This is a genomic window from Bacillus oleivorans, from assembly GCF_900207585.1.
GTDB classification, from domain to species: domain Bacteria; phylum Bacillota; class Bacilli; order Bacillales; family JC228; genus Bacillus_BF; species Bacillus_BF oleivorans.
This window is the reverse complement of sequence record NZ_OAOP01000009.1, coordinates 200484-212646: the sequence shown is the minus strand read 5'-3', so window position 1 is coordinate 212646 and position 12163 is coordinate 200484. Positions and strand designations below refer to the sequence as shown.

At 40.5% G+C, this 12163-nt stretch carries 14 protein-coding genes and 10 tRNA genes; 1 reads left to right on the top strand and 23 read right to left on the bottom strand.

Annotated features, from left to right (window positions below; all coding sequences use genetic code 11):
• Positions 1-211: 211 nt before the first annotated feature.
• The 11 genes from CRO56_RS18225 to CRO56_RS18175 all read right to left on the bottom strand — a co-directional run bounded on the left by CRO56_RS18225 (position 212) and on the right by CRO56_RS18175 (position 2026).
• Positions 212-285 (bottom strand) — tRNA-Gly (locus CRO56_RS18225).
• A gap of 44 nt (positions 286-329) precedes the next feature.
• Positions 330-403: transfer RNA gene (locus tag CRO56_RS18220), tRNA-Pro, on the bottom strand.
• Between the two features lie 21 nt (positions 404-424).
• A tRNA-Arg gene (locus tag CRO56_RS18215) sits at positions 425-501 on the bottom strand.
• A 3-nt stretch (positions 502-504) separates the two neighbouring features.
• Positions 505-591: transfer RNA gene (locus CRO56_RS18210), tRNA-Leu, on the bottom strand.
• Positions 592-658: 67 nt separating this feature from the next.
• A tRNA-Leu gene (locus tag CRO56_RS18205) sits at positions 659-744 on the bottom strand.
• Positions 745-755: 11 nt separating this feature from the next.
• Positions 756-830, bottom strand: a tRNA-Gln gene (locus CRO56_RS18200).
• Positions 831-847: 17 nt separating this feature from the next.
• Positions 848-924: transfer RNA gene (locus tag CRO56_RS18195), tRNA-Asp, on the bottom strand.
• Between the two features lie 41 nt (positions 925-965).
• A tRNA-Glu gene (locus tag CRO56_RS18190) sits at positions 966-1037 on the bottom strand.
• Positions 1038-1053: 16 nt separating this feature from the next.
• Positions 1054-1144, bottom strand: a tRNA-Ser gene (locus CRO56_RS18185).
• 13 nt (positions 1145-1157) lie between these two features.
• Positions 1158-1232: transfer RNA gene (locus CRO56_RS18180), tRNA-Asn, on the bottom strand.
• 323 nt (positions 1233-1555) lie between these two features.
• On the bottom strand, positions 1556-2026 hold the full coding sequence (locus tag CRO56_RS18175; RefSeq protein ID WP_097160043.1) for a SprT family protein: 471 nt from the start codon (positions 2024-2026) through the stop codon (positions 1556-1558).
• A 107-nt stretch (positions 2027-2133) separates the two neighbouring features.
• Between CRO56_RS18175 and cmpA the strand changes: the two genes are divergently transcribed.
• The gene (cmpA, locus tag CRO56_RS18170) at positions 2134-2253 is read left to right on the top strand and encodes a cortex morphogenetic protein CmpA (protein WP_097160042.1); all 120 of its coding nucleotides are present in this window, start codon (positions 2134-2136) and stop codon (positions 2251-2253) included.
• Between the two features lie 160 nt (positions 2254-2413).
• On the opposite strand, the gene CRO56_RS18165 is transcribed toward cmpA, so the two are convergent.
• From CRO56_RS18165 to alr, 12 genes are all read right to left on the bottom strand, one after another.
• A complete protein-coding gene (locus tag CRO56_RS18165; RefSeq protein WP_245855973.1) occupies positions 2414-4585 on the bottom strand; it encodes a Tex family protein in 2172 nt (723 codons plus the stop codon).
• Positions 4586-4846: 261 nt separating this feature from the next.
• On the bottom strand, positions 4847-5440 hold the full coding sequence (locus CRO56_RS18160) for a SpoIIE family protein phosphatase (protein ID WP_179714345.1): 594 nt from the start codon (positions 5438-5440) through the stop codon (positions 4847-4849).
• A 6-nt stretch (positions 5441-5446) separates the two neighbouring features.
• Positions 5447-6232, bottom strand: a complete 786-nt coding sequence (gene sigB / locus CRO56_RS18155; RefSeq protein ID WP_097160040.1) for an RNA polymerase sigma factor SigB — start codon at positions 6230-6232, stop codon at positions 5447-5449.
• Positions 6210-6689: an anti-sigma B factor RsbW gene (rsbW, locus tag CRO56_RS18150; protein ID WP_097160039.1), complete on the bottom strand. Its 480-nt coding sequence runs from the start codon at positions 6687-6689 to the stop codon at positions 6210-6212. The genes sigB and rsbW overlap by 23 nt, the downstream gene beginning before the upstream one ends.
• A complete protein-coding gene (locus CRO56_RS18145; RefSeq protein WP_097160038.1) occupies positions 6686-7018 on the bottom strand; it encodes an anti-sigma factor antagonist in 333 nt (110 codons plus the stop codon). Before CRO56_RS18145 ends, rsbW begins: the two co-directional genes overlap by 4 nt.
• 56 nt (positions 7019-7074) lie before the next feature.
• Positions 7075-8085, bottom strand: a complete 1011-nt coding sequence (locus tag CRO56_RS18140; RefSeq protein ID WP_097160037.1) for a PP2C family protein-serine/threonine phosphatase — start codon at positions 8083-8085, stop codon at positions 7075-7077.
• Positions 8086-8096: 11 nt separating this feature from the next.
• Positions 8097-8498, bottom strand: coding sequence for an anti-sigma regulatory factor (locus CRO56_RS18135; RefSeq protein WP_097160036.1), 402 nt, complete (start codon positions 8496-8498; stop codon positions 8097-8099).
• Positions 8499-8501: 3 nt separating this feature from the next.
• Entirely contained in the window at positions 8502-8858 is a 357-nt protein-coding gene (locus tag CRO56_RS18130) for an STAS domain-containing protein (RefSeq protein ID WP_097160035.1), read from the bottom strand.
• A complete protein-coding gene (locus CRO56_RS18125; RefSeq protein WP_097160034.1) occupies positions 8855-9682 on the bottom strand; it encodes an STAS domain-containing protein in 828 nt (275 codons plus the stop codon). The genes CRO56_RS18130 and CRO56_RS18125 overlap by 4 nt, the downstream gene beginning before the upstream one ends.
• Positions 9683-10000: 318 nt before the next feature.
• Positions 10001-10351 (bottom strand): type II toxin-antitoxin system PemK/MazF family toxin, encoded by a 351-nt coding sequence (locus CRO56_RS18120; protein ID WP_097160033.1) that lies wholly within the window; start codon positions 10349-10351, stop codon positions 10001-10003.
• Positions 10352-10355: 4 nt separating this feature from the next.
• Positions 10356-10637, bottom strand: coding sequence for a CopG family ribbon-helix-helix protein (locus tag CRO56_RS18115; protein WP_097160032.1), 282 nt, complete (start codon positions 10635-10637; stop codon positions 10356-10358).
• Positions 10638-10773: 136 nt separating this feature from the next.
• The gene (gene alr / locus CRO56_RS18110; protein ID WP_097160031.1) at positions 10774-11916 is read right to left on the bottom strand and encodes an alanine racemase; all 1143 of its coding nucleotides are present in this window, start codon (positions 11914-11916) and stop codon (positions 10774-10776) included.
• Positions 11917-12163: the final 247 nt, after the last annotated feature.

The window sequence follows — 12163 nt, the reverse complement described above, 5'->3', positions numbered from 1 at the left end:
CTCTCCATAAAAGTGTTTGATATAGCTCTTAAAAAAATAGAATTAACGTTGACGCTTTTCTTTGTTCAGTTTTCAAGGAACAATGAGTTACTCTTATTTCCATGCGACGAGCTGAAGAACACTTCTTCGATTAGCTCTGACGCAGGAGCAAGATAATAATCTTATCACACGATTTAATGCGTGTCAAGAGTATTTTTTCAAGACAAAAAATTGGAGCGGGTGATGGGAATCGAACCCACGACAACAGCTTGGAAGGCTGTGGTTTTACCATTAAACTACACCCGCATTATATATTAATATGAAGTTTAATCTAAAATGTGAGATCAAAATCGGGAAGACAGGATTCGAACCTGCGACCCCTTGGTCCCAAACCAAGTGCTCTACCAAGCTGAGCTACTCCCCGATAATAGAAAAAAATTTATAATGGCGCGCCCGACAGGAGTCGAACCCATAACCTTCTGATCCGTAGTCAGACGCTCTATCCAATTGAGCTACGGGCGCATTTGGTGCGGCCGAGAGGACTTGAACCTCCACGGGGTTAACCCCCACTAGGCCCTCAACCTAGCGCGTCTGCCATTCCGCCACGACCGCAATATTCTATTGAAGCGACAAAGATAATCATATCACAGATTACCTAGTCCAATCAAGTGGAAATTAATGGTGCGGGTGAAGGGACTTGAACCCCCACGTCATAAAGACACTAGATCCTAAGTCTAGCGCGTCTGCCAATTCCGCCACACCCGCAAACATAAAAATGGCTGGGCTAGCTGGATTCGAACCAGCGAATCACGGAGTCAAAGTCCGTTGCCTTACCGCTTGGCTATAGCCCATTGAATCCAATTGTAAATGGCGGTCCGGACGGGACTCGAACCCGCGACCTCCTGCGTGACAGGCAGGCATTCTAACCAACTGAACTACCGGACCAATGTATATCATCTTAATCTCTAATAATATGAAATAAAAAGTGACCCGTACGGGATTCGAACCCGTGTTACCGCCGTGAAAGGGCGGTGTCTTAACCACTTGACCAACGGGCCATATTTGGCTTTTTTCTGGCGGAGAAGGAGGGATTTGAACCCTCGCGCCGCTTACGCGACCTACACCCTTAGCAGGGGCGCCTCTTCAGCCACTTGAGTACTTCCCCAAGAATTGTAGCATGGCTCCGCAGGTAGGATTCGAACCTACGACCGTTCGGTTAACAGCCGAATGCTCTACCACTGAGCTACTGCGGAATAATTAATATACATACGATTCGTCGTCTAGCGTTCCGAATGTCCCGATCTCAAGTCAGCTTATTCAAGTAGCGGCTCGATCGGTACAACTCGAAGAATTTTAAGATATATCGCTAGTTGTTCTGCCACTGCGCTACCCCAGAATACCTAGTGATTTCAGTGCAAAAATCATGTCTTGCTAATCGACTCTTTACATTATAAAGACGTCTGATTTAACTGTCAAGATGGCCCATAAACTACCAAAAGGTACAGGTTTTTGCCTGAATTTCTTTCATCAGACAGAGATATAATATACCAAAAATGAACCTAGATGTCAACTGATACTATTTCTTCACAAATACTTCTCTTCCCATATAAATAAGCTTTCCTCTGCATCTGCCACACACGTATTTTCTTGTATCTACTTTCCGTTTTCTTCTATATTGTTTTTCACATTTTTCACAGCGATACAATAAAATCGTTTGATTTTGCTGATTAGGGGGTAAAGGCTGACAAAATCGAGGTGCGCCTACTTTGTTCATCAGCTGTTTGAAATCTAAGTCACGGTGTTTATATCCCTTTCCTTCTATATGAAGATGATAGTGGCAAAGCTCATGCTTGATTATCCCTACTAATGTTTCCATCCCAAATTCTTTGTAATATTTAGGGTTGATCTCAATATTATGTGACTTTAACAAATATCTGCCGCCTGTTGTTCGAAGTCGGTTATTAAAAATTGCTGAGTGGGAAAAAGGCTTTTCGAAGCAGCTATTTGATATTTCTTCAACTAACTGTTGCAGTTCTTGATTTTTCACGGGTATCACCTATAAAAGTTTCTAAGAAAGAATTAGTTCTGGGAACATGACAACTTATTATAGCATACTATTTATTACTTATTACTTTGAATCGGGAGGAGAAAACGATGCCAACCTGGTTCCAAAAACAGATGAAGAGAGCTTTCTATGAAAAAAACCGATATCAGATTAGAGTCTTAAATCAATGCTGGTTTTTTTATCAAAAAAAATACGGAGAATCATCTTAATATCAATTCGTAGGCCAACTTTGATTTTTGACCACATAACAAACAATACTCTCGTTATCTTCTTACTTATTATGAAAAAGGGCCGTTTCGGAAACTGCATCTCCAATTGCCAGTTACAATTGGGCTTTTAGTTCATCCGATCCGGTCCTTTTTCATTCCATTATGGTTTCAGCATTGTTAAAGCCACTCGACCCTTCTTTAGATCGACTGAGTCAACCCAGACGGTAACAATATCCCCGACTGATACAACATCAAGCGGATGCTTTACGAATTGGCGGCTCAATTTGGAAATATGGACTAATCCATCTTGTTTTACACCAATATCTACAAACGCTCCAAAGTCTACGACATTCCGGACCGTGCCTTGCAGCTCCATACCCGCTTCTAAATCTTCGAGTTTTAGTACATCTGTTTTTAATATAGGTTTTGGCAAATCATCTCGCGGATCCCTCTCCGGACGAATCAGTGCCTCGCAAATATCCTTTAATGTAATGGCACCTATTTTTAATTGCTCTGCTGTCTCCTCAATTGAGATGGACTTGACTGCATCCTTCAATTCATCAGTCCCAATGTGCTGTTCTTTTAATCCCAGCTTTTGCAGGAGCATTCCTACTTCCGTATATGTTTCTGGGTGAATCGGCGTTCTGTCTAGCGGATTCACTCCATCGGGAATTCTTAGAAACCCGATACATTGTTCATATGTTTTTGCCCCTAGTCTCGGGATTGTTTTTAGTTCGTCTCTAGATTTGAATTTCCCTTCTTTCTCGCGCTGCTTAACAATATTTTGTGCAACTGCTTTAGAAAGTCCTGAAACATATTGTAAAAGTGAAGGCGATGCAGTGTTCACATTGACCCCAACTTGGTTTACCACTGTTTCTACTACAAATGTAAGTTTTTCGTTTAATTTCTTTTGTTGTACATCATGCTGATATTGTCCGACTCCTACTGATTTTGGATCAATTTTGACCAGCTCTGCTAATGGATCCTGAACACGCCGTGCTATCGATACAGCAGATCTTTCCTCTACTTGGAGATCAGGAAATTCCTCGCGGGCAAGGTCAGATGCTGAATAAACACTCGCACCAGCTTCGTTTACAATCAGATATGGAATAGAAAGAGAATGGGATTTTAGCAATTCAGCAATAAATTGTTCTGTTTCCCTTGATGCAGTACCGTTCCCAATCGCAATAATTTGAATATTAAATTCCTGAATTGCCTTTTTAACTTTTTCTATTGCTTCATTTCTTTTTGAAACAGGCGGATGCGGATAAATAACGCCTATGTATAGGACTTTTCCTGTGTCATCCACGACAGCCAATTTGCATCCGGTTCGATACGCCGGGTCAACCCCCAACATGACACTTCCTTTTAGCGGAGGCTGCAAAAGCAAATTCCGCAAATTCTCAGAGAAAATATTGATCGCTCTTTCTTCCGCTTTTTCTGTCAGTTCATTTCTAATTTCTCTTTCGATCGAAGGCTGGATTAATCGTTTATATCCATCCTCTGCTGCCGCTCTAATGTATGGAGCTGTAACGGATGATTCATCTTTGACCCAAGCACTATGAATATATTCAAGAATTTTTTGAATATCAGGTTTGATTCCTACTCTAATAATGTCTTCTTTTTCACCGCGATTGATTGCCAGGACTCGGTGAGGAACGATTTTTGAAACAGGTTCTTCGTATTGATAGTACATCTCATATACGCCTTTTTCGTCCTTCTCTTGATCCTTGACCGCTGTTTCAATAATGCCATGACGGAATGTTTCATTACGAATCCATTTTCTTAATGAGGCTTCATCTGAAATCATTTCAGCAATGATGTCACCGGCACCCTGGATCGCTTCCTCTGCTGAGTATATTTCCTTTTCTTCAGAAAGATATTGAGTGGCTTCCTCCTCGACCTCTCCAGAAGAAGGGAACGACAACATCCAATTGGCAAGTGGTTCCAATCCTTTTTCCTTCGCCACGGTTGCCCTGGTTCTTCTCTTTTGTTTATACGGACGATATAAATCTTCTACCTCCTGCAGCTTGTCCGATTTTAGAATACTTTCTTTTAACTCAGGTGTTAATTTATTTTGCTCTTCGATTAGTCGAATGACTTCTTCTTTACGCTTTGTTAAATGATCTAAGTAGGTCCACCTTTCCGTAATAGCTCGTATCGCGACCTCGTCAAGTGACCCGGTAGCTTCTTTTCGATAACGGGCAATAAAGGGAACGGTATTTCCCTCTTCAATAAGTGTCATTACACTTTTTACTTGGGATACACGAACATTTAATTCCTTTGCAATGATTGTATATAGATCGGTTCCCTGCTCTTTTGCTGTACTCAACCTGCAAAACCTCCATTTACCATCAATATATACATTGTATCAAAAAACTCTTCCTTCATTCGTTTAACTTTTTAACTCCAGATAAGGGCCCCTTCTTAGAGAACGGCGAAGCCCATTATGTAATGCTGCATATTTTTTACGGACTGTAATTCCGGTAATCGCTCAAAAATAGACGGATTATCTGATTTCATAGGACACTGGGTCCGTAATTGCTAAAAAAGCCAAGACCCTATGACAGCCTTGGCAATGTTTGAAAATATATTAATGCAGACTTCCGATCAGAAAAGTAGTATCGTCCCGATTGTCTACGATCTCAGTTAAATTCCGGTATATAAACTTTAGCGGGATGTTCATTTTTACATATCTTTTCCTTGCCAGCTCGTTTAAACCATCTGTATGGATGAAAAAGCGCGATGGAACCTCATACCTATAGGTTTGGGTGATAAACAACTGATTTTTACCTGAAAGATAACCGTATACAGGTAAAGGATAAATCGTGGTCCCATCCTGCTTTAAAAAGTAAAATTTAACATTTCCTACACTGCTATAGGTAAACTCTTTGTTATGGTAATCAATTTTTAAAACAGATACTGCTGCGCCTCTTTTATTTAGCAACGCTTGATTGCATGCCTTCATTATCGTTTCTACATCTTGGCGACGGTTCTGTTTGGCAGCTTCAATCGCAGCTTCAGCAGACTCATGCGCGAAGATTCCGCTGCCTAGCCCATCCGCTACTATAGCAAGAAATCCCGTTTCATCCGAAAAATAAAAAAAAGCGTCTCCACAATAGCTTTTTCCTTCTTTTTTCGACTGAAAAGTATACAATTCAATGTGTTTATCTTTTAGATGGGTCAAGACCAGTCACTCCGAATCTAGAAAGTCTGCACTTATGGCTTCTTGAAGTTTTTTGATTGCTCTGCGCTGTAGCCTAGAAACATGCATTTGAGAAATATGCAGCTTCTCACCCGCTTCTTTCTGACTAAGGTTTTCTAAGAATGTATATTGAATAATAAGTCTTTCCCGTTCTGATAACACATGCAGCACTTTTTCAAGCACTAATTTTTGCTGAACTTTTTCAAAGCCATCATCGGGTTTTCCGACCAGATCGAGAAGAGTGACAGTTCCTCCATCTGTATCAGCCTCAATGGCACGATCGATTGATAATGCCTGGTAGCTTTTCCCCATTTCCATCGCTTCTAATACTTCTTCTTCCTCGACATCCAGAATCTTAGCAATTTCAGCAATTTTAGGAGATCGTTCCAATTCATTTGTTAACTTTTCAACCACTGATTTAATTTTAGGTCCGAGTTCTTTAATTCTCCTTGGCACATGCACACTCCAAGTCTGGTCACGCAAAAATCTTTTAATCTCGCCAATAATGGTTGGAACGGCAAAAGACTCAAAACTTTTATTGTACGTTTCATCGTAACGTTTTATAGCTCCTAATAAACCAATCATACCTACTTGAACAATATCCTCGTGGTATGAACTGTTTTTGGAATACTTTCGGGCAATACTTTCAACAAGTGCTTTATAATGCTGAATAAGGTTAGCCTGAGCTTCTTCGTCCTGTTTATCCTGATAATCGTGTATCCACTTATTTATTTGCCCTTTTTCTGTAGATTTAAGTTGAGATTGTTCTGGCATCCCTTTCCACCTGCTCTCCCTCGAGGTACTTCGTCATTAGGACAGTCACCCCATCTTGCTGGTGAATTCGAACATGATCCATCAGTGTTTCGATTAAGTAAAGACCTAGTCCACCCTCTCGCAGTACCTCCACACTTGTGGAATTTGTCTCTTTATAAGGACCCGTTTCCCCTCTTACTTTTTCCAAATCAAACGTTTTCCCTCTATCTGAAACAATAACCTCCAGCCGGTCCGTAAAGATGGCAAACCCTACTAAAACATCTCCAATCTCAGACGACCGATATGCATGCTGGACTGCGTTGGTTACGGCCTCACTGGTGGCGATTTTTAAATCTTCAATTTCGTCGTAGGAAAAACCCATTCGACTCGCTATTCCTGAAAGAGTCAGACGAATGACTCCAACGTACTCTGGCTTAGATGGGATCTTCATTTCAATGTATTCATATTTTTCATTCATAAGGTTCCACCCTCTGCACGGCTTTCGATATTCATGATGTCAGCTAATCCTGTTATCGTAAACAGACGCTTCAAACGGTCTGATAGTCCCACTAACAAAAGAGTCCCATCATTGGAACGGACATTTTTGTAGACGCCAACAAAAACGCCAAGCCCGGTACTATCCATATAGGAAACATTCCCTAAATCAACAACAATATGAACACCCTTTTTCTCAGATAAGGGGAATAGAATTTCACGTAATTTTGGTGCTGTATACGCATCAATCTCACCGCCAACTAGAACGTGATCTTGATGACCCATTTGTTTGACATCGATCGCTATATTCATCAGCTTGCCACCCTCTTTAGCGTTCTCTATTAATCCTTACCCGTTACTCTTGTACGTCAAACCTTTCTTTTTAAAACAATCAACGTGAAATCATCGCGAAGCTCAAAGTCTTGAAGTTTTTCTAACTTTTTATAGATCTGGTTCACCATTTCCTGTGCAGGCAAGTGCATATATTTTTTCATTGATGCGAGTAACGTTTCCCGTTCAATAAAATGATCGTCAATCCTGCATTCTGCGACACCGTCTGACAAAAGGATAATCATATCATTGGGCTCAATCGTTTTGGCATATTGTTTGTATTTCGTATAACGGTTAACACCCAGCATTAAGCCTCTCGCTTCTAATTCTTCAAATCTATCATCACTTGCATGGTAGTAGATCCCCGGTTCATGACCCGCAGAAGCATAGGTGAAATGATGTGAGTTAGGATTATACATCCCATAGAACATCGTAATAAACATGCTAGGGTCCACATTCTGTTCAACAATACGATTTAAGTTTTCTAGCACATAACGAGGATCTGGCCGGTGTTCAGGCAATGAATCCATGGCGTATTTAATCATCGACATGCAAAGCGCTGCAGGAATTCCTTTTCCGATTACATCCGCAATCGCTATACTGACGCAATTGGTTTCATCATGAACAAAGTGAAAATAATCGCCGTTCATATGCCTTGCAGGTACACTAATAGCCCCAATATCCAAGTAATCGATTTGGGGTATTTCGGTATCTAAAAGGGACTGTTGGACATTTGCCGCTATTTCTATCTCCGTTTTAAATTCAGCCTGTTTGTCACGAAGACTTAGATATTCACGATAGGCGATGCCATAGCCCATCATAACCTCTAACAATAAATCAAAGGAGCGAATGAAATTTCCGCCGCCGCTTGTCATTAATTCAATTAAACTGTTCCGATGAAAACTTACGATTTCCTCTGGAGATATTCCTTGTTCAATTGCTTTCTTACTAAAATTTTGAGCTTGGTATAAGACCCCTTCTGAAGGTTCCTGCAGGAAATCGTTTAAGATCGATTTATATTGAAGCTCTAACTCATCACGGAAGCTCATCTTTTATCCTCCTAACGAAGCCACTTAATCACTTCAATGTGCGTCCCCTTTCCTACATCGGAGTCGACCGTAAAATAATCCATTAATCGTTTTACACCAGGCAATCCTGCCCCTAAACCCCCTGAAGTCGAAAAACCATCTTCCATCGCCTTTCTAATATCAGGAATTCCTGGCCCTTCATCTTCGGCTACAATTTTTAGCCCCACTTTTCCCACATTATTTATCTTATGTAGGATTATGGTCCCTTTTCCAGCATATAGATAAATGTTACGTGCTAATTCACTTATCGCGGTCGTGATGCGAGCTTGGTCAACTGTACTAAATCCAATCTCTTTAGCAAGTTCACGGCCTAGCTGGCGAGCCGCTACAATGTCCCATTCATTATCAATTTGAACATAGGACTGGTTCGCCATACATTAATCCCCCAATTCCTGCTTAAGTTTCTCCAAACCTTTCTCAAAATCTAGCGCGGTTGTAATATCATTTAGGGAAACACCAAGCTCAACTAGCGTTATAGCAACCGCAGGCTGAATTCCAGTAATTACAACCCGGGTTCCCATTAACTTAGACATTTGAATTACATCTCCAAGTACCTTTGCAATAAATGAATCAATAAAGTCTATGGCTGTAATATCGATTACAACCCCTTTAGCACCAGTCTCATGAATTTTCTGCAGTAAATCCTCTTGAAACTGTAATGCCGTTTGATCATCGAGTTCCCACTGAATTGAAACTAATAAAATATCATGAAGCTTCAATATTGGTATTCTCATTCGGATCCCTCCAATCGCACGATTTTGCGATTAGTCATCTCTAACGCTTTTTCCATACCTTTTTGCAGGGTATTGTTTGTAAGAACATTATCTAAATTTATGCCAATATTAATAATCGTTTGTGCTATTTCAGGCCGGATCCCAGCCAGCATACACTTTGAACCTACTAAACTAATAGCTTCTGCAACCTTTATTAGGTGATGAGCTACCATCGTATCGACTACAGGTACACCAGTTATATCAATTAACACGACTTCTGAACGATATTTAACTACACCCGACAATAAAGTTTCCATTATTTGTTTCGCCCGTTCCGTATCAATAGTGCCAATTAACGGCATAACACAAATACCTTCAAAAACAGGAATTAAAGGAGCGGATAGCTCGCGTAAAGCTGTTTTTTGAAGAGAGACAGTTCTTTCCCATGCTTCTGTATATTTGGTCACGACCGTTTTGTATAAGGAGATTATCTTTTGTTCTAATTCGAGATAAAGAGCAAGCTGCTCATCTTTTGTTAACTCTGCCTTTTCCAGCCATTCATTGATCATTGTTTTAAAATGGATGAATCCCGTTGTAACAAGATCTAGTGTCCAACCCATATGAACAATCTTCTCTATAAATTGATGAATCGACAATGAAGATGAATTAGTCTCTGAAATATAGGCTATAGTGAGACGGATAAATTCCTGTGCCGTTGATTGAAATACTTGGCCGGAAACAGAGGTTTCATAGCCTTGATCTATGCTTTCCTTCATTTTTTCAATCCAACTATCTGTTATTTCCTCTTCCTTCTCCTGCAAAAAATTTACTAAGCGACTATGCATAAAATCCTCCTTATCTTACCACAAATCATACTCACCACTCAGTCTGGTAACAGGTTGTAACAAGATTGTGAAGTATTTGTAGTATAAATGGCCAGTTTGAAATTTTAGATATTATATAAATTATCTATATTATATCGTATTTTAATTTTGCAAACGAATATAACTATTTACTTTCGCGACAGGAAAAAAGCAAGCTAATCAAATTAGCTTGCTCTTCTAGTGGCAGAAACACCTGATATAAAAAATATTTAATAGCCGCGACGGCAATTCAGTCTATAATATGTATGAAAAAACGCCCTAAATAGAGCGCTACTGATTTTAAAAGTGAATGAGACCTAGGCTAATCTGTAGCGCTTCATCCACTTTTTCCATCATTTCTTCATCTAAATGAGTGATCTTATCCGTCAATCGCTGTTTATCAATCGTTCGAATTTGTTCCAACAGTATGACAGAATCACGTTCAAAACCGTAACGTGCTGCATCAATTTCAACGTGAGTTGGGAGCTTTGCTTTTTGAATTTGTGCTGTTATCGCCGCGACTATCACAGTGGGGCTAAACCGATTCCCGATATCGTTCTGGATAATGAGTACAGGTCTTACTCCACCTTGTTCAGAACCAACGACAGGGGAAAGGTCAGCAAAATATACGTCGCCACGTTTCACAATCAAATACTTATCCCCCGCTGACCAGCTTTTCTACGGTATGTTCTGCCTCATATTCCGCTTGAAACGCTTCCGAAGCAATTGAGAGGTTAATTTTGGACATTTCCATATAGCCTCTTCTCATTGATTCTCGGATTTGTCTTTTCTTTCTTTCACGCAGATACATGTTCGTTGCACGATAAATGAGTTCATTCAGATTCAAATTTTCACTATCCGCATAGCTGTCAAGTTCGGAAACAAGTTGTTTCGGTAGCCGAACAGTTATTTCTGTTGTAAGGCTTGGATCTGACACAAGCTACACCTCCACTTACACTAAAGACCTCTATTCAATGCTGTTACTATGATAACACGTAAACCTAGCTATGAAAAGGATATCCTAACAATTCCTCTCTATTATAAGCAAAAAGGTCTGTCCTTTATGCATGAAATTAGGGAGTTTGATCTAAAATTATATTTTTTACTGCCTTTCTTTGGTTGTTTTTTATAAAGATGCGCGGAACCCGGCTGGATATCATACATGCCACTTCATAATTAATGGTATCCAGGCGTTCAGCTACCTCATCTATGGTGACAACTTCTCCAATTAAACAAACCTTTGTTCCTTCAGGGTAATAATCAGGAAGTTTAATCATACATTGATCCATGCAGACTCTTCCTACAATCGGAACCCGAATCCCTTCAAGGGAAACGTCTTTTCCCTGATTTTTTCGAATCCATCCATCTGCATACCCAATCGGAAGTGTAGCAATCCATTCACCCTGTTCAGCTACATAGGTGTTTCCGTAGCTTATAGCCGATCCCTTTTCGACCCGCTTCACATGAACTATTTTTGTATAAAGGGACAATGCTGGCTTTAGTTCAAATGGAAGAAATGGTTTAATTTCTGGGGACGGAGAAAGGCCGTACATCGATATTCCCATTCGGATTGCATTAAATTTCTTACTATCTTGCTTCATAGCCGCTGCACTATTGCTTGCATGAATCATACTTGGTTTCTCGTCAAGCTGTTCCATCCAAGAATCAAACATGGTCAGCTGCTTTTGAAAATAGCGTTCATCTATCTGATCAGCTGTAGCAAAGTGGGTGTAGATCCCTTCCCAGATGAACTGAGGGGATTGCTTTACCATTTGCACCAGTTCGTTTAATTCTGAAAAACTTAGGACCCCTAAGCGACCCATTCCCGTATCACATTTAATATGAATTTTTAAAGGATGGATACCAAGATGCCGTTCTGCTTTTACAAGCCATCCTGCTTGAAAAACCGTCACCGATATATCATGGGCAGCTGCAAGCGGAGCATCCTCAGGTCTTGATGCACCTAATACTAAAATCGGAGCTTTTATCCCTTTTTTTCGAAGTGCAATGGCTTCGTCTAAAATTGCGACAGCTACCATACTGGCACCTGATTCAAGTGCAGTCTCGGCAACCTCTAGATCTCCATGCCCGTATGCGTTCGCTTTCACAACTGCCATAATTTGAACGTCATCTGAAAGAAACTCCCTCATTTTTTTAACGTTCCATTCAATCGCATCTAAATTTACTTCTGCCCATGTATCACGAAGAAATGTCATTTTGGACCATGCCCCTTCAGACAAATGTAATAAAGAAACTTGGCTAGCGCTTTAGGTTAGGCGCAGGCGATGGCGATGGCCTAGTTGCGCTTATCACGCTCGAAACGCCACGTCCTGTGGCCTCGCTTGACTCATGTCTCCTGCCCGTCGTACTTTATACCTAAAAATATTTACTGTGGCGATTTTACATCGTTGCTAAAATTTTATACTTCCTAAGTGTGAAATGAAAACAGGCTCCCTGCTAGAG